19 protein-coding genes are annotated in these 17,032 nt (G+C 61.4%); 10 read left to right on the forward strand and 9 right to left on the reverse strand.

Annotated features, from left to right (window positions below; all coding sequences use genetic code 11):
- Positions 1 to 56 precede the first annotated feature (56 nt).
- From ybgF (H4684_RS10710) to H4684_RS10730, 5 genes are all read left to right on the forward strand, one after another.
- On the forward strand, positions 57 to 1,037 hold the full coding sequence (gene ybgF, locus H4684_RS10710) for a tol-pal system protein YbgF (protein WP_192623723.1): 981 nt from the start codon (positions 57 to 59) through the stop codon (positions 1,035 to 1,037).
- Positions 1,038 to 1,055: 18 nt separating this feature from the next.
- Entirely contained in the window at positions 1,056 to 1,490 is a 435-nt protein-coding gene (locus H4684_RS10715; RefSeq protein WP_092192013.1) for an NIL domain-containing protein, read from the forward strand.
- A gap of 10 nt (positions 1,491 to 1,500) precedes the next feature.
- Positions 1,501 to 2,034, forward strand: coding sequence for a PilZ domain-containing protein (locus tag H4684_RS10720; RefSeq protein WP_192623724.1), 534 nt, complete (start codon positions 1,501 to 1,503; stop codon positions 2,032 to 2,034).
- Between the two features lie 15 nt (positions 2,035 to 2,049).
- Positions 2,050 to 2,787 (forward strand): protein phosphatase CheZ, encoded by a 738-nt coding sequence (locus tag H4684_RS10725; protein ID WP_192623725.1) that lies wholly within the window; start codon positions 2,050 to 2,052, stop codon positions 2,785 to 2,787.
- 72 nt (positions 2,788 to 2,859) lie between these two features.
- Positions 2,860 to 3,147, forward strand: a complete 288-nt coding sequence (locus H4684_RS10730; protein WP_092192019.1) for a hypothetical protein — start codon at positions 2,860 to 2,862, stop codon at positions 3,145 to 3,147.
- Positions 3,148 to 3,149: 2 nt separating this feature from the next.
- Here the strand turns inward: H4684_RS10730 and H4684_RS10735 are convergent, their stop codons facing one another.
- From H4684_RS10735 to ybgF (H4684_RS10760), 6 genes are read right to left on the reverse strand one after another with little or no spacing between them, the layout of a single operon-like run.
- Positions 3,150 to 4,082, reverse strand: coding sequence for a tyrosine recombinase XerC (locus H4684_RS10735; RefSeq protein WP_192623726.1), 933 nt, complete (start codon positions 4,080 to 4,082; stop codon positions 3,150 to 3,152).
- Positions 4,054 to 4,992, reverse strand: coding sequence for a GGDEF domain-containing response regulator (locus H4684_RS10740; protein WP_192623727.1), 939 nt, complete (start codon positions 4,990 to 4,992; stop codon positions 4,054 to 4,056). The genes H4684_RS10735 and H4684_RS10740 overlap by 29 nt, the downstream gene beginning before the upstream one ends.
- Before the next feature lie 12 nt (positions 4,993 to 5,004).
- Entirely contained in the window at positions 5,005 to 5,829 is an 825-nt protein-coding gene (locus H4684_RS10745; RefSeq protein WP_192623728.1) for an HDOD domain-containing protein, read from the reverse strand.
- Positions 5,830 to 6,183 (reverse strand): hypothetical protein, encoded by a 354-nt coding sequence (locus tag H4684_RS10750; protein ID WP_192623729.1) that lies wholly within the window; start codon positions 6,181 to 6,183, stop codon positions 5,830 to 5,832.
- 25 nt (positions 6,184 to 6,208) lie between these two features.
- Positions 6,209 to 7,312 carry a DNA-processing protein DprA gene (dprA, locus tag H4684_RS10755; protein ID WP_192623730.1) on the reverse strand — a complete coding sequence of 368 codons (1,104 nt, stop codon included), beginning with the start codon at positions 7,310 to 7,312 and terminating at the stop codon, positions 6,209 to 6,211.
- Positions 7,305 to 8,306 carry a tol-pal system protein YbgF gene (gene ybgF / locus H4684_RS10760; protein WP_192623731.1) on the reverse strand — a complete coding sequence of 334 codons (1,002 nt, stop codon included), beginning with the start codon at positions 8,304 to 8,306 and terminating at the stop codon, positions 7,305 to 7,307. Before ybgF (H4684_RS10760) ends, dprA begins: the two co-directional genes overlap by 8 nt.
- A gap of 260 nt (positions 8,307 to 8,566) precedes the next feature.
- On the opposite strand from ybgF (H4684_RS10760), the gene H4684_RS10765 reads away from it, so the two are divergent.
- Positions 8,567 to 9,532, forward strand: a complete 966-nt coding sequence (locus H4684_RS10765) for a hypothetical protein (RefSeq protein ID WP_192623732.1) — start codon at positions 8,567 to 8,569, stop codon at positions 9,530 to 9,532.
- Between the two features lie 49 nt (positions 9,533 to 9,581).
- Here the strand turns inward: H4684_RS10765 and H4684_RS10770 are convergent, their stop codons facing one another.
- From H4684_RS10770 to H4684_RS10780, 3 genes are all read right to left on the reverse strand, one after another.
- Positions 9,582 to 11,300 (reverse strand): sensor domain-containing diguanylate cyclase, encoded by a 1,719-nt coding sequence (locus tag H4684_RS10770; protein WP_192623733.1) that lies wholly within the window; start codon positions 11,298 to 11,300, stop codon positions 9,582 to 9,584.
- Positions 11,301 to 11,470: 170 nt separating this feature from the next.
- Positions 11,471 to 11,911 (reverse strand): hypothetical protein, encoded by a 441-nt coding sequence (locus H4684_RS10775; protein WP_192623734.1) that lies wholly within the window; start codon positions 11,909 to 11,911, stop codon positions 11,471 to 11,473.
- 152 nt (positions 11,912 to 12,063) lie between these two features.
- Positions 12,064 to 13,203 carry a hypothetical protein gene (locus H4684_RS10780; RefSeq protein ID WP_192623735.1) on the reverse strand — a complete coding sequence of 380 codons (1,140 nt, stop codon included), beginning with the start codon at positions 13,201 to 13,203 and terminating at the stop codon, positions 12,064 to 12,066.
- 205 nt (positions 13,204 to 13,408) lie between these two features.
- On the opposite strand from H4684_RS10780, the gene H4684_RS10785 reads away from it, so the two are divergent.
- The 4 genes from H4684_RS10785 to H4684_RS10800 are packed head-to-tail and all read left to right on the forward strand — an operon-like array spanning position 13,409 to position 16,938.
- The gene (locus tag H4684_RS10785; protein ID WP_192623736.1) at positions 13,409 to 14,551 is read left to right on the forward strand and encodes an ABC transporter permease; all 1,143 of its coding nucleotides are present in this window, start codon (positions 13,409 to 13,411) and stop codon (positions 14,549 to 14,551) included.
- Entirely contained in the window at positions 14,548 to 15,309 is a 762-nt protein-coding gene (locus H4684_RS10790; RefSeq protein ID WP_092192045.1) for an ABC transporter ATP-binding protein, read from the forward strand. Before H4684_RS10785 ends, H4684_RS10790 begins: the two co-directional genes overlap by 4 nt.
- A complete protein-coding gene (locus H4684_RS10795; protein WP_192623737.1) occupies positions 15,309 to 16,322 on the forward strand; it encodes an MlaD family protein in 1,014 nt (337 codons plus the stop codon). The genes H4684_RS10790 and H4684_RS10795 overlap by 1 nt, the downstream gene beginning before the upstream one ends.
- Before the next feature lie 7 nt (positions 16,323 to 16,329).
- Positions 16,330 to 16,938 (forward strand): ABC-type transport auxiliary lipoprotein family protein, encoded by a 609-nt coding sequence (locus H4684_RS10800; RefSeq protein WP_192623738.1) that lies wholly within the window; start codon positions 16,330 to 16,332, stop codon positions 16,936 to 16,938.
- Positions 16,939 to 17,032: the final 94 nt, after the last annotated feature.

A 17,032-nucleotide genomic window follows, 5' to 3' on the forward strand; every position in this document is an offset into this window, starting at 1 on the left:
CTTCCGCTCGCGGTCGAGGCCAATCAGACGAAAACAGCACCCACAGAGAGGTTCGCATGTCTTCTTTTCCCCTTGGCAGGAAAATCCTGACCGCCGGAGCCCTGGCCGCTCTGCTGGGCACAATTCCGGCCTGTGTCACCACCTCGGATTTCGACCGCCTGCGCAGTCAGGTCTATTCGCAGGAACAGGAGCGCATCAAGCAGCAGGACCGCATCGCCCAACTTGAGGCGGAACTGGCGCGCAGCCAGCCCGCCCAGGCCAACAATTGGGCGGAAGTGAACGCCCTGCGCAGCCAGCTCGCGGCCCTGACCGGCCAGGTCGACGACCTGCACCGGACCCAGCAAATGCAGCAGGAGGCGGCCGGAGGGCTGGTGACCGTTGATTCGCTCAACTCCAGGGTCGTCGATCTTGAACGCAAGACGCTCTTCATGGCCACCCAGCTTGGCATCGTCTTCGACGAGATGCCTCCCCTGCCCCCGGCGCAGTCAACGCCCGCAGGCAGTTTTCCAGGCACCATGACGCCCGCCGATCCCGGTACGCCCGAAGTTCCCGGCAACGCTTCCCAGCCCGTGACGCAGCCTGCGACACAACCTGCGGCCCCGGTCATCGGAACCCCGGAGACCAGGCCCGAAACGCAACCCGCAACCCAGCCGCAGGCCGAGGTCCCGGGACAGGAGCTTTACCAGCAGGCCCTGGAGAGCTTTTATGCGATGAAGTACAAGCAGGCTCAGACCACATGGGCCGAGTTCGTCAAGGGATTCCCCAAGGATCCCCTCGTGCCCAACGCCATCTTCTGGCAGGGAGAATGTTTCTTCCAGATGCAGGATTACGCCAACGCGGTCCTGACCTACCAGAAGGTCATCGAGGATCACAGCAAGTCCAACAAGTACACGGCCGCCCTCCTCAAGCAGGGCATCTCCTTCTTCAAGCTCAAAAAGGACCAGGCCGGCAAGCTGGTGCTTGAAGACCTGATCAAGAAACACCCCCAGTCCGCCGAGGCCAAGCGCGCCCAGGCATACTTGAAGGGCGGCAACTAGGCCCGCGCAAGGAAACCCATGTCCACTCAAGAATACAGCCGCATCGTCAGCCTGCGTTTCCCCCCGGAGTCCTCGGGCCAGCCCATGATGTACAATCTGGCCAAACACTTCGACCTGACCTTCAACATTCTGCAGGCGAACATCAACCCGCGCCGCGAAGGGCACATGATCCTGGAGCTTTCCGGCACCCGGGAACACTACCGCCAGGGCGTGACCTATCTGCAGGAACAGGGCATCAAGGTCACGCCGGTGGCCCATGAAATCTCGCGCAACGAGGAGTCGTGCATGCACTGCGGTCTGTGCACGGCCCTGTGCCCTTCAAAGGCGCTGCACCTCAATCTTGAAACCCGGCTGGTCGATTTCGACCAGGATAAGTGCACCGCCTGCAACATGTGCGTCACCGTATGTCCCGTTCGGGCCATGATCATGGAGGTCGACCCGGATACGTGGTAAAGGAGGAGTCATGAACGTTCCAGAGCGCACTTACGCCCGAGTCGACACGGCCCTGAAAGGATATCTGCGCATCCTGCCCACGGGCCGGCTCACCTCCCTTTTCGCCTGCACCCAGTCGGAAGCCATGCCGCGACTCTCCGAGACCGCGCAGTCCGCCCTGCCCGACGGCCTGGCGCACTACCTGCGCGCCATGAACGAAAAACTGAGCGCCATCCTCTCCATCCTGACCCAGCAGACGCTGCAGGAGGACTTCCCCGTGCCCGTGCTCGTCCATGACATCAGTGGCGCGGGCGTCAGGTTCTCCGCCGATCAGGAGTTTGAACTGGGACAGGGCGTGGAAGTGGTCATCGCGCTCAGCAACCAGCCCCAGAACCTGGCCGGTACCATAGGGACCATCCTCAGGGCCGAAGAGAATAAGGGAGAGCGGGTCTGGGCCATGGAATTCAAGAACATGCGCGACTGTGAGCGCGAAAAGATCATTCAATACGTAGTGGCCAAGCAACGCGAACAACTGCTGGAGCGTCACCTCGCCCCCTCATCCTAACCCGGGAAAAAAGGCATGCACAAAGAACAGCTGAGTCAGGAACTGCTGAACAGGATCACGACCAAGGCCGAAAGCACCATCCGGGAGGTCATCTCGACGGCCCTGACGGAAGAGATCAACCGCGCCCTGACCATGGCCCTGACCGAAGGCGAATTCTACCGTTCCATAAGCACGGACCTGCAGGAAGGACTCAAATCCATCTATCGGGAGATCAATTCCGCGGCGACCGGCACGGCCGAATTGCCGATGGCCGCCCAGGCGGCCGCCTCCCCGGTGGCCGACGAAATGTTTTCCGAAGCATCGACCCAGCTTGGCGCCATCCTGCAGACCACGGAAAAAGCCACCGATAGCATCATGGAGCTGGTGGAAAAACATCTGGACATGAACGACCGCGCCATGCAGCTCCTCGCTTCCCTTGAGAACGGAACCGCCAGGCCGGAAATCGCGGAACTGCGCGCCGGCAACGAGGCCCTGGGCGCGGACCTGATGGAAATCATGACCACGCTCAGCTTTCAGGATCTGACCGGCCAGCGCATCAAGCGCATCGTCGCCGCCCTGCAGCAGATCGAGAAGGTGGTCTTTGAACTCTACATGGCCACGGGTCTGTCCATGAAAGCCATGGAACAAAACCCGGAGCAATCCGTCGAGGAGATCCGCCAGACGTCCAAGGCCCGGGCCACGGAGCTCAAGGGCCCCCAGGATGCCAGTACCCAGACGGATGTCGACGATCTTTTGAGTCAGCTCGGTTTGTAATTCATTTTCACCACAACATTACAAGCCGGTTACGGAATCCTCCGCGACCGGCTCTTTTCATGGAGACACAACATGCCTCAGCTTGCCGACATCACCCTCTTCTCCCTGACCCGCACCATGAGCGTGCTCGACCAGCTCTTTCAGGAAGAACCCGACCTCTACGAGGATTTCGTGCGCGAGATCTGCGCCGAGTTCACCCTCGCCAAGGAATACATGCTGGCCATCCAGGAGATGGCAAGCCGCGAAGCGGACCGGGAAGCCATCGCCCAGGCCGACCTGACCCTACGCCACATGCTGGCGCTGTGGGTTCTGAGCAACGATTTGACCGTGCCCGTGACCGGGCTTGAGCAGATGCAGTAGTATCAGTCTTTTTTGTCCCCGCCCCCGGCCAGGGGGTGGGAGGCGTCGTAGACGCGCATGACCTGGGCAAGATCGAGGTGAGTGTAGCGCTGGGTGGTGGAGATGCGGGAATGGCCGAGAAGTTCCTGCACGCTGCGCAGATCGGCTCCGGCCTGGAGCATGTGCGAGGCGAAGCTGTGGCGCAGGGTGTGGGGGCTTATCGAGCAGGGAGCCCCGCTGCGCACGGCCATCGCCTTGACGATGCGGTCCGCCTGCTTACGCGTCAGCCGCCCGCCCCGCTTGCCCAGAAAGATGGCCTGCTCCCGGGGCGCCGGGCCAAAGGCCCCGCGCTGCTCGATGTATCGCCCTAGCCGCTCCGCCGCCGGACCGGTCAGAGGAACGATGCGCTCCTTCCTGCCCTTGCCCAGCACCCGCACCAGCTTTTGATCCAGATCCACATGGGCGAAATCAAGTCCGAGAGCCTCGCTGACGCGCAGCCCCGAGCCGTAGAGCACCTCAAGCAGGGCGAGGTCGCGCAGGCTTTCGGGATCAAGGGTGGTTTCGGTCTCGACCAGATGAATGGCCTGATCGACATTGAGGACCTTGGGGTGGACCTTGGGCAGCTTGGGATTGGCCAGGGCAGCGCAGGGATCTTCCACGACCATCTTGCGCTGGCGCAGAAAGCGGTAAAAGGCCCGCAGGGCCGAGAGCTTGCGGCAGACGCTCGACTTGGCGAGGCCACGCCGGTGCAGATCGGCCAGATATGCGGTGATGTCCGCCTTGGTCACCGCTGCCGGGGCATCGAAGCCCTTGCTCCGGCGCGCCAGAAAGAGGTGCGCGCCCTCAAGATCGGTCCCGTAGGCGGCCACGGTGGCCGGGGAGTATCCGCGCTGGGCGTCCAGATGCAGCAGAAAAAGGGCGACAGGATCAGGCGCTGGCCCGTTTGTCCATGACATAGCAACTCTTGGGGTTCTTTTTGGCTTCCTTCTTCAGGTTCATGGCGATCTGGGAAGCCTCGCCAAAGTGCTTGAGCTTGCCGCCGCGATTCAGGACCACGGCGATGGAGATGGCCATAAGCGGGAAAACCTGTTCCTTGCCCTTGCGGTCGAGAGAATGGATGGCCCCGCGCGCGCGGTCCTCCTGGTCGTAGAAATGGGGCACGATGGAATCGAAATTGTCGATGACCTGCTGGCAGGCACTCTCGGCCTTTTCCCGCGGCACGATGAAGACGAAGTCATCCCCGCCCACATGACCGACGAACGTGTTCGCCCCCATGAAGCCCCGGATGGAATTGACGATGACCCGCGCGGTCATGAGCAGGACCTCGTCGCCCCGTGAAAAGCCGTACTTGTCGTTGAAGGACTTGAAGTGATCCAGGTCGATGTAGACCAGGGCGAAGTCCTCCTGCCGGTCGATGAGATCCTGGATTCTGTGGATTATGGACGTGTTGCCGGGCAGTTTGGTCAACGGACTGGCGTCGAGTTCCCGGGTGGAGCGGTGATAGGCCAGGATGAGGCGGCCCTTGGCGATGGGCGGCGAAAACGGCTTGACCAGAAAATCGTCGATCTCCAGCGTGCTGAAATCCTGAAGTTCGGCCAGATCCTCGCTGGCCAGGCAAAGCACCACCGGCAGCTGACGATAGACGTTCTCGCCCTTGATCAACCGGACCAGATCCACTCCGGCAAGGTCCGGCAACTGCTCGTCCACGACCAAAAGATCCGGAGGCTCGCTGAAAAGAAATTCCAGCGCCGACGAGCCCCGGGCAAAACAGGTCCACTTGACCTCCTCCTCGGGCCAAAGGGCTCGCAGGCTGCCTTCGAGCTTGGCGTCGGAGGTGACCAGAAAAAAATGCTTGCCGTCCTTCATGATGCGGGACTCCTACGCCAAATCCACGAATTCGCGTTCCAGGCCGTCCATGATCTTGAAAAGCACCTCCGGAGTGATCTCAAGAGCCTCAAGCACCCCCTCGTCGAGGGCGCTGACCTGATTGTCGCCGCCGTTGCCAACGCCGAAGAGCCGCGCCAGAAAATTCCCCACATGCACCACCTGCGCAATCTTCGGATAGAGCGTAGCCGACATGGGCCGGTGATGATAGGAGAGCCCCTCCTTCAGGTTCGCGGGCAGATTCCAGTAGTTGCACAGCCACAGATTGATGCGGTCGTGGGCGAAACCCAACACCTCGCTCTCGGCCTGGCGATAGGAGATGTCCTTCTCAAGGACGAGCGCGTCAATGGCCGCACGGCTTTCCGGGAGCTGCACCGCGGCCACGACCTTGCCGATGTCGTGCAGCAGGCCGGCCACCGCGTATTCCTCCGGGTCCTTGCAGCCGATGGCGCGGGCGATGGCCGAACTTGCCAGGGCGCAGCCGAGGCTGTGCTCCCAGAGGCCCTTCATGTTCTCGTTCATGACGTCGAAGACCGAGGTCGAGATGATGATGCCCTTGATGACATTGAAACCGAGCAGGACCAGGGCGTGCTGGATGGATCCGATGCGTCCGGGAAAGCCGTAGATGGGCGAATTGACCATTTTCAGGACCTTGGCCGAGAGGACCTGGTCCTTGGAAATGGCCTTGCTTATCTGGTCCGTGGACGAATTGGGATTCTCGACCAGGACCGCGACCTCCTGCAGGACCCCGGGCAGGGTCGGCAGATCCTTGACGGCCAGAATGGCGCCCTTTTGGTTGGTACGCAGATCTTCTTCCATTTATTCTCCCTCTTCCCGTGCCGCCTGGGCCGCAGCGGCCAGGGCGCACTGACGTGCATAATAGTCGGAAATGACCTGCTTGACCTGCTGCATGTACTTGTCGCCGGCAAACTTCCGGAAAAGATGGTCAAGCCTTTCGCGCTTTTTGGCGAGCACTTCCTCGCTGCACCCGCCGCCCATTTCCAGGGTCTCGCCCTCGACCACGAGCAGTTCCACGCCCATGTTGTCCAGCTTGGTGATCAGCCCCGCCGTCAAAACCGTGCCTGCGGCGATGAGCACCATCCCGTTTTCCCGGGTCACGGGCTTGGCCAGAACCATGTCCGGTTTGGCCAGCTGCAGGGGTATTTTTTGCATATTCTTCTCCAGATGATCTTTTCGGTCACGTTGCAAGGGCATAGTACATGCCCGGAAGCTGCTTCACAATCCCTTGAAGTTCCATGAAAAGGAGCGTGGAACTGACCTTGCCGGCCGCCCAGCCCGTCCGGCGAACCAGTGTGTCGACATGCAGGGGTTCGCCACATTCAAGAAGACGGTGCACGATTCGCTGCTCCGGATCTTCCGGTTCACGCGGCCGGGGCCCGGGGGCAGGTGCATCCGGCACTGTAAGAGCTCCCAGCCGAGGCTGCAATTCCCGCAGGATGTCCTCCCCGCTCTGCACGAGGCAGGCACCCTGGCGGATGAGCTGGTGGCAGCCCTGATGGGTTTTCAGGTTGGCCGGACCCGGCAGGGCGAAAACGTCGCGATTCTGGGCCACGGCCAGTTCGGCGGTGATCAGGCTGCCGCTGCCAAGCGCTCCTTCGACCACCAATACACCCAGGGAAAGGCCGCTGACAATGCGATTGCGGTGCGGAAAATTCATGCCCTCGGGTCTGGTCCCCGGCGCGAACTCGCTGACGATGAGCCCGTGAGCGGAGACCTTTTTCCACAAGTCGGTGTTGGAGGCCGGATACACGAGATCAAGCCCCGTGCCCAATACGGCGATGGTCCCGCCCACTCCGCGCAGCGCGCCCTGATGCGCGGCGCGGTCTATGCCCTGGGCAAAGCCCGAGACCACGCAGATCCCGGCCGCGCTCAAGGATGCCGAAATGCTCTCGGCCATGTCCAGGCCATAACGCGAGGCGGCCCGGGAACCGACCACGGCCACGCAAGGGCGGTTCAGCAGAGTCGGGTCGCCGAGATAATACAGAAAAAGAGGCGGATCGGGGATCTCGCGGAGCAGCTCGGGATAGGCATCGTGGCCAAGGAAAACAGTGGAAAACCCGAAGCTTTCCACCCTGCGCCGCTCGGCCTCGGACTTCTCGCGCCAGCCGCCCCGGGCAAACTCGGCCTGCACCCGGGCCGAAACCAGACCGCGCGCCGTCCAGGATGAAAAATCCGAAACGGCGGCGAGGGCGTCGCCGTAATGCACCAAAAGGCGTTTCCAGGTGCGCGGCCCAAGACCGCTGGTGTGGCGCAGGGCCAGGCTGGCGCCGAATTCATCCACGGGCCAGCGCCACCGCGTTGGGCTCGTTGCAGCCCTGAATCCTGCCCCGCGCCTGCCTGCCAAGGCGGGATGCCGGGGAGTCGGGATAACGGGACTCCAGCTGCTGCAGATAAACCCCGGCCTGTGCGGGACGGCCCTGGCGCAGCTCCGAATAGGCCAGCTTGAGCAGCGCGTCCGCGCTTTTGGCATGACGGGGGTGGTCCCGCACGACCCGCGCGAAGAATTCCATGGCGCGATCGTAGCGGCCCTGGGCGTACCACGTCTCACCGGTCCAGTAGAGGGCGTTGGGAATGAGCCTGTGGCCGGGGAACTTCTGCATGAACGCGGCAAACAACTCCCGCGCCGGTGCATGACGGCCGTTCTGGTAGCTCTTTAAGGCCCGGGCGTAATCCTCGTCGGGCGAGGTTTCCGGCACGGTCTTCTTTTTCAGGACACCAGGAGAAACGCCAAGTGCCTGCCCGGGGACGGAGGCACCCGGGTCCGAAACCTTCGCAGGGGAAACATCCGCTGCGGGAACCTCCGGTCCGGAAGCGTCCGGTCCGGGTTGAAAAATGTCCGGCCCTGATGCCGATGATTCGTGCGCGCCTCTGGCGACATGAACGGATCCGGGTCCGGATGCGGCAGAAGAATTTGAATCGCTGTCGGCGGAAGCGTTGATGGCGACTGTAGAGGAGGCCGGGTGAGCGTGCGGCACGACTGCAAATCGCGCGACGGTCGCATTGGAGGGGACGGCGGCCTCCCGTCCCAGGATCACGCCTGATCTTGCCATGCGCAGCTTGCGCGTCACCGGTATGCGCAGGGCGGATGCGGAAGGCCTGCTGACGGGCGCACGCCCGTCCTGCATGGTCTTGAGACCGGCGACAATGCTGGCGGGCATATCCGCAAGGTGAAAGCCCGGCCAGTCACGGGCAAAATGCATGAGCACGGGACCGCTTGCCCAGGAAAGCAGAATGCCGACAAGCATTCCGATCACAAAGGCCAGCGTCGATCTCATGGATTAGTCACCGTTGTCTCCCTCATTTCTTCATTGGCATAGGAGAGAACCCGCCAATTTTCAAGGGTGGCGCCGCCTTGCCTCTTGCGCTCTTTTGGGGCAGAAAGCCCCCATTCGACCAGTCCGGTCGGCCCTCAGTCGTACCCATTCCGGCGCTTGAACCCGGGGCTCTTGCCCCCATCAGCCTGTCGTTTTGAGGCCGAACCCGAGGATATGACCGGACCCTGCATAAAAAAAACGACACCGCGCACGAGGTCCCCATGGCGCTCATACTCCCCCTGTGGGCATTTGCCCTGCTTCCCCTGCCCCTGCTCCTGGCCGCCCTTTTCTGGGGCGCTCCGCCCATCGCCCTGGTCAGCGAACTCATCGGGCTCGTTTCCGGCAAACCTTTCCCCGCCCGCGCGGCCAGGCAAATGTCGAGGCTGGCCCTTGGCGGACATGCACTTTTCTGGGTTGTCGTAGCAGCCTGCTTGGCGCTTCTGTCCTCTCACCCGCTTCGGCAATCCGAATTCGTGACAGGCAACAGCCTGCTGCTGATCGCGGCATTGGCCCTGCCTTTCTTCGGAAGCTTGGCCCTGGTCGGCTACGATCTGGGCTGGAAGTTCGCCAGGGAACGCAAGCTCATCCACTTTCTGCTTGGGTGCGTGGCCAATATTCCCATCAAATATGGTTACTGGGCGCTGGCGGGATTGGGACTGCTTTACTTCCGGGGTGTCAACCTTGAATCTCCGGCGTTTCTGCCACCGTGGGGATCGGCGCTGTGGCCGTTGATGGCGCTGTGGCTACCGCTGTCGCTATGCTTGGCGGCGGCCGTTGGCCTGTGCTACCTGCTGCTGCGCCGGGACGCCGACGACTGGGGCCGGGATTATTACCGTTTTGCCGCGCCCTTTCTGGCCAAATGGCATCTGGTCTGCGGCCTCATTGTCCTTGCGGTGATGGTCTGGCTCTATGCAAGCCTCAAAGGGGTCTTCAATCTGCACCTGCCCCAGATCTTCAACGCCGGTCTTGCCAGCGCGGCCTGCCTGGGACTGGCCATGCTCCTCTCGCTCCTTGTCACCGTCAGTGAAAACCCCATGCGCTTCAAGGTTTCGATGGTCGGAGCGGCCGTTCTCTCGCTTGCGCATGCGAGCATGCTGCTGGTCGCGATCCTTGAAACCCTGAACCGCTATGTCCCGGGATGGTCCGTGCCCACGTTCATGCCGGAACTGCTGCGCCTGTTCGGATAACCCGCATTATCACATACCGATCCTGCCACGAGGCCGGATCGGTCATGCTTCATGCCCGGTCTGCGGCCGCCACCCGGGAACAGATCCGGTTCTTGCCGGTGCGCTTGGCTTCGTAAAGACTCTCGTCGCTGCGTTTCAAAAGCTCATCCAGACTCTCGCCCGCCGAATATTCCGCCAGCCCGATGCTGACCGTAAGCCGCAGGCGCAGACCCTCATGTTCGAGAACCGAATCGGCAAGGCCTCTGCGCACGCGCTCCGCCGCTACGGCTCCAGCCTCAAGCCCCGCCTCGGGAAACATGATGCAAAATTCCTCGCCCCCGAGGCGCCCGGCCACGTCCACGGCCCTGCGCAGGCCATTGATGGTTTGGGCCACGTGCTTCAAGGCCAGATCCCCGACGCCATGCCCGTGGGTGTCGTTGACCTTCTTGAAATCGTCGATGTCGATCATGGCCACGCACAGGCTCTTTCCAAAACGCCTGGAGCGGATCATTTCCGCTCGCACGCACTCCAGGAAATGCCTGCGATTGGGCAGGCCGGTCAGTTCATCCGTATTGGCCAGATGCTCCAGGCGCAGCTCCGCCAGCCGGCGATCGGTCACGTCGGCCATGGCTCCGTGCAGGCGGAACATGCTGCCGTCCTCCAGCAGATCGAAACCGCAGACCAGACTGACATGCCGTTCCTCGCCCTGAACGGTGCGGATGCGCAGCTCGGTCGTGAATTCATGCCCCCGAGCCTCGGCCTCTTCAAAATTTTCCCGGAAATCGGGTTCGTCGTCGGGATGGATATGATGCATGAACAGGTTGAAATCCGGATCGACCGCCTCCGGCGAATACCCGAGGATGCGGCAGAACTCATCGGACCAGTTCTTCTTCCCGTGCAGGTAGTCCTTTTCAAAACTGCCGACCTTGGCCAGCCGCTGCGCTTCCGAAAGGCGGCGGGCGCTGTTTGCGATTTCGTCCTGCATCTGCTTGGCTTCGGTGATATCCGTGGCCGTGACCACGGCCCCGGATATGCTTTCGTCTCTTTCGCGGTAAGGATAATATGTCACCGCGTAGCAGCGCCTGTCCGCCCGGTTCGTATCGAACCAGGCCTCGTACTCCACGGTTTCCCCGGCAAAACAGCGCGCAAGCTTCGGTCCGACATACTTGTCGAAAACGTCCTGCCCCACTATTTCGGCAACCTTGCGTCCCTCGATCTCATCGCGCTTTTTCCCATGCACCCTGAGATAGCTGTCGTTGACCAGCCGGTAGACGAAATCAAGATCGATGATGCTTACCAGGGACGAGGAGGATGCAATGGCGCGCTCGTATCGGATCAGCGCGGCTTCGGCCAGCTTGCGGGCCGTGATCTGGATGTGGGAGACAACGGCTCCGTCGATGGAGCCATGGCTGACAAGAGGCGTGACCGTCATCAGAAACCAGCGCTTTTCCGAAGGCGCGTGGCATGGATATTCAAGGCTGAATTCGGGGATCTCCCCGGAAAGCACGCCCCTGATCCCCTCTGCGGCCTGCCGTGCCTCTCTGGCGGCCGCACCCATGGAGGAGTCGCAGACTTCTATGTAATTCTCGCCTTGCAGGCGGCACTTGTCCGGCGTGCTGTTCTCGACCGCGAAACGTTGCCAGCTGCGGTTTGTGTCGACAATACAGCCGTCACGGTCAAGCACTGCCACGTGTTCGCTCAGGCTGTCGAAAATCTCGCGCAAAATTTCGAAACGGCGTGTCTGATCAAAACAGACATCACCCTCATCGGACAAAAATTCCGTACTCATGGCGGCTCCATTTGTGGTCATGACGGATGAACGGGGCGCATGATTCCGCTTCGCGTCCGTCCCGACTGAAAGCGGGATGAATCCCGAGGCAAACGACAACAGCGTGAAGGTACGCAAAAAAACCTGTTCAGGGAAGCACGCCGAATCCGAGCACGCAGGCGCGTGACCGGTCAAGATCGGGGCATATCCAGTTGGTGGGCGTGATTTTTCCAGAGGTTCCACAAAGTGCCCTTGGACCACTGTCCCTGACCGGACAGCGTCGGCTGGCCCTCGGCTTGGAAGATGTCGCAAATCCGGGAAAAAGAGTGGTCCTGCTCGCGCAACTCGCGGATGCGTTCCAAAGCCGCGCGTTTACGGGCGGAAAGAGGACGAGGCAGAGATGGATTGACGCGGCCCTGCGCATCCGGGTGGACAAGGGCGGCGGTCAGTTCGGAGATCATGCCGGTCAGCCGGGCAAGCTGTTCCTGCTGCCCGGCAACCATGGCCTTGAGTGCGGCAAGTTCGGCGCGCACGGCCATGAGCGAAGCCCGGTCACGTTCGGCATGCTTGGCCAGGGCTTCGTCCCGGATATCGCGCGCACGCTTTCTGGCGTCTTCGGCAGCCCGGCTCATCGCGACCGTCCCGGAACCAACCAGTTCTGCCGCCAATGCGCTGCGGCACTGCCAAAACCTGCTGCACGACAGACCGAAAAGATCACGATGCTCGGCATGGGGGCTCCCGCAAGCCCGCTCGCGTGAGCGGGCACGTCAAAACGCCACGCGCCTCAAGGCTGCGGCGTCCAATGCTGTCCGACCTGGGCAACCCGAATGAGGCTCTCCCGGCCAAGACGCTGTTTCAGAAATTCCTTCAGCAGAACCTTGACCAGCTCCTGCCGGTTCATGTTCTGCAAATACTGACCCGAGGCCAGCAGCTTCTTGAATGACGAGGACAAGGTTCCGGAATCCTCGATGGCGGTCAGATACGGAGCCACCATCTGGCGGAGTGCCTCGACACTGTCGGACTTGAGCTCCCGGTACATGGCGGCCAGCTCCTGCGCGGCGGGCAGCCGGGTGGATTCGAGCACACCTTTGAAATCCGCCGTGAACCGTTTGATGCCGTTGATGATGTGGCTCTGCTTGACCATGTTCATCTTGGCCCAGCCGGCGTTGAGCCATTTGAAAGACCCGACGCGAATGGTTCCGGTGGATGTGTCCGACACGAACACAATAATGGAATGGGCATTGTACATGTAGGAATCGACCCAGCCAAGGCCGGTCTTGTTCAGACCCTTCTCGTTGGAATACAGATAGTTCCAGTCGGAATCCTCGCCGACCACGCAGCCCTTGCGACCGATCTCGGAAGGTTCGGTCTGGCAGCCCACGGAAATCAGCACGGGCCCGGTGGGGCCTTGAAACACCGCCACGGCGCGGTCCTGATTGTAGGCATAATATCCGCCCGTGTTGGCATCGGGGGTGATGATCTCCCGCTCGGTGCCGCGCACAAGCAATGTCTCCCCACGATCGAGCGCCTTGGGAAGCAGCCTCAGGGCATCCTTGGTGGCCGGGTCCAGCCACTCCTGATCGCGCACGGAAGAAGGCATGGTCACATAAACCGGAATGTCCGGATTGTAGACATAGTCCACCACACGGGACAGATCCCCCCGCAGGCTGAAGGCATAAAAGGCCCCCGAGGCCTTTTCCCGGTCCTGCATGGACATGCTGCTCTCCGCCGCGCTGGAGGCGACAAAGGAAATGATCTCGGTCAGCTGATCGGCCTCGATGTCCGAGTTCGATTTGGGGATGGTCAACAAATATTCAAGCCCGGGATACAAAGAATCCGGGATGGATTTCAGGTCGGCGGCCTGAGTCGGAACGGCTGTTCCAAGGACAAGCAGAGCAAGCAGACAAATATAACGCGTAATCATGTACATCTTCCGGTTGTATGTTCACCGCCACGGCGGCTCGGTCAGGACGGGCTTTCCATAATGCCGGAACACCCGCCTGTGAAGCCCTTTGTCACACACCCGTCATCAATTCAAGATCGGGAATTGCGTCACAATGGGCGGCTCGCGCGAGCGCCGTACGGTAGACGCGCCCCCCGGCCATGAGCTAAGAGGCTTGAGATAGCTCATGCACAACGACCACGACACGACACCATCGCCCACGCTCATTGTGGACTCAAAGCCGGAACTTCTGACCCTGGGCCTGCGCGGTATTCTCGACCTGCGCACGACTCCGGGAATCATGGAGAGCCTGGCGCATATCCCCAAACCCCTGCCACGGCTCATCCACGCCGATCTGAGCGGGATCACGCGCATGGACGACTGTGGCGCGCTGGTGATTCTGCAATTGCGGCGCATGGCTGAAAAACATGGCTGCACGCTTGAGATGCTTGGCACCCCGGGCCATGTGCAGGAACTTCTGGATTTCTTGCGTCTGGACGACCCGCCACGATCGGGCGGCGTAAAAAGAGCCAAACCCGGCATCATGGCGCGATTTGGCATCAAGACCATCGAGGTCGCGAGCCAGGCCATGACCCACGTGTCCTTCGTGGGCGAGGTCACCGTGACGCTCCTGTCCCTGCTGCGCCATCCGGGCAGGCTGCGCCTTGGCGACGTGGTCCTCTACATGCAGCGGGTCGGCGTGGACGCGCTGCCCATTGTCGGGCTGATCAGCTTTCTTCTGGGGCTGATAATGGCCTTCATGTCCGCGGTGCAGCTCCAGCAGTTCGGGGCCAACATCTACGTGGCGTCCCTGGTGGCATTGGCCATGGTCCGCGAGCTTGGCCCCATCATGACGGCCATCCTCGTCGCGGGGCGCTCGGGCTCGGCATTCGCCGCCGAAATCGGGACCATGAAGGTTTCCGAAGAGGTGGACGCGCTCATAACCATGGGCTTCAAGCCGGCCATGTTCCTGGTGGCGCCCAAGATCATCGCCTCGCTCCTGGTGGTGCCGCTGCTGGCCATGTACTCCAACCTGTTCGCCATCGCCGGCGGCCTGCTCATCGGCGTGACCACGCTGGACCTGACGGTGAACGCCTACATGGCCCAGACCATGAACACGCTGACCATCTTCGACATCAACTGGGGCCTCTTCAAGAGCGCCATTTTCGCCGTGCTCATCGCCACGGTGGGCTGCTTCAAGGGCTACCAGGTGCGCGGGGGAGCAGCCAGCGTTGGCCAGGCCACTACCTCGGCCGTGGTCACGGGCATCTTTCTGGTCATCCTGGTCGATTCGGTCCTGGCCGTGATCCTGAGGTACTGGCGGCCATGACCCGAAAACCAGTCATCAGCGTGCGCGGCCTGACCATGGGCTTCGGGGAGTTGGTCATCATGCGCGACCTGGACTTCGACATAGAGGCCGGGGAAATTTTCGTCATTCTGGGCGGCAGCGGTTGCGGAAAATCCACCCTGCTCAAGCATCTGGTCGGGCTCTACAAGCCCATGAGCGGCGCGATCACCATTGCCGGGATGTCGCTTGATCCGGACAACGAGGACAGTTTCAAGAAAATCCTGGCCCGCATCGGGGTCATGTATCAGGGCGGCGCCCTTTTTTCCTCCATGACCCTCGGTGAAAACGTGGCCCTGCCCATCACGGAATATTCGAATCTCAAGGAAGGCGCGGTGGAAGAACTGGTTCGCCTCAAGCTGCGTCAGGTCGGACTTGAAGGCTTCGAGCATCATCTGCCGGAGGAGCTCTCCGGGGGCATGAAAAAACGTGCGGCCATCGCACGGGCGCTGGCTCTCAATCCTGAAATTCTTTTCCTGGACGAACCCTCGGCGGGTCTGGACCCCATCAGCTCGGCCGAACTCGACGCGCTCATCCTGCGCCTGAACCGCACCCTGGGCACGACCTTTGTCGTCGTCACCCACGAGCTTTCCTCCATCTTCACCATTGCGAAAAGGGTCGTCATGCTCGACAAGGAAAGCAAATCCATCATCGCCGATGGCAATCCGCACGAACTCAAAGAAGCAAGCAGGCATCCCTTCGTGCGCCAGTTCTTCAACAGACAGCCGGAAATGGAGAAATAATGGCTTCCGCTCGTGTCAATTTTTCCGTGGGCCTGTTCATGACCGCCGGCCTTGCCCTGGCCACACTGGCCATCATCTGGCTGGGCATGACCTCGTTTCTGCGCCAGGGCGAACTTTTCGTGACCTATTTCGACGAGTCCGTGCAAGGCCTCGGAGTGGACTCTCCGGTCAAGTACCGGGGCGTGCCGGTGGGCCGCGTCCAGGCCATCCGCATCGCTCCCGACTATCATCTCATCGAGGTCGTCATCCTCATCGACGACGAGCACGCGGACGACGAAAACCGTTTCGAGGACAGCGTGGCTGCCATTTCCAACGTCGGCATCACCGGAGCCATGTTCGTGGAGATCGACAAGCGTCAGCCCGCCACGGACGGCCCGTCTCCCAAGCTCGGCTTCACCCCGGAGCATCCCGTCATCGCGTCGAGACCCTCGGACATCAAAAAGCTGTTCCGGGAAATCGACGGAATCGCCATGAAGATCCAATCCATCGACTTCAAGGGCATCTCGGACCAGGCCATGGCCGCCTTTACCACCGTCAACACGGTCATGAACGAGGCTCAGCTCGGAGCCATCTCGACCGACATACGCACCCTGCTGGCCAGCATCAATGCGGCGGCCAATCCGAAACGGCTTGAATCCATGGCAAAAAACATGGAGCAAACCATCCTCGCGTCGCGTTCGCTGATGAACAAGGCGGCCGAGGAACTGACTCGCATGGACACCATCCTCATTCAATTCCAGTCCATGCTCGAAGCCAACCGGCCGCATGTCGACACGGCCATGAACGCCCTGGCCTCGACGGCCCTCAAGGCCGATGTGGTCATGACCCAGAGCCACGCCACGGTGTTCCAGATGCAGGCCACCATCAAGGATCTGGAAGAGCGGCTGGCCGTCACCGCCGAGAATCTGGAACAGACGTCCAGCAACCTGAACACCCTGATCGGCAACGTCAAAGATCAGCCGGCGCAGCTCATTTTCGGACAACCAAAGGCCCCCCGCAAGGTGGAGGAGTAGGAAGCCCATGCCCATTCGTTATTTTCTTCCGTTCATCCTGATGCTCGCCCTGGCCGGATGCGGGGCGACCCGGACCACGGCGCCGGACGTGCGCTACTACACCCTGGAATACGAAAGCCCGGCGCTTCCCGGAACACAGGCCAAGGCCGTCATCGTGCTGAACCGTTTCGGAGTGGCCCCGGAGTTCAACACCGGCAAGATCGTCTATCGGGATCTGTCCTTTGGTCGGCAGGAATATGCCTATCACCAGTGGCGCGCGACGCCGCAGGCCCTGGTGGCCGACTATCTGCGCCGCGACATGCAGCAAAGCGGCCTCTTTCTGGCCGTGAGCCGGGCCGGCTCATCCATGTCCGCCACGCACCAGCTTGAAGGGATGATCGAGGAATGGTTGGAGGTGGATGCAGAAGACCACTGGCTGGCCACCGCCGGCCTGACCGTGACCCTGCTCGACCTGCGCGCCCGCGCAATATCGGACCAGGTTCTCTTCCAGCGCACCTACCGCGAGTCCGAGCCCGCCGCCAAAAAAAATCCCGGCTCGGTGGTCGAAGCCATGAGCCGGGTCATGCGCAAACTGTCGGAGAGGATCATCGCCGACGTGCATGCTGCAGTGAAGTAAAGGAAGGTAGACGGTTCAAAAAGGTTCGAGGGCAAGGAGCAAGAAAAAGCCGGGGCCGATGCGTATTCTTCAATACGTGAGGGTCCGGATTTTT

The sequence above is a fragment of the Desulfomicrobium macestii genome (genome assembly GCF_014873765.1).
Classification (GTDB): domain Bacteria; phylum Desulfobacterota; class Desulfovibrionia; order Desulfovibrionales; family Desulfomicrobiaceae; genus Desulfomicrobium; species Desulfomicrobium macestii.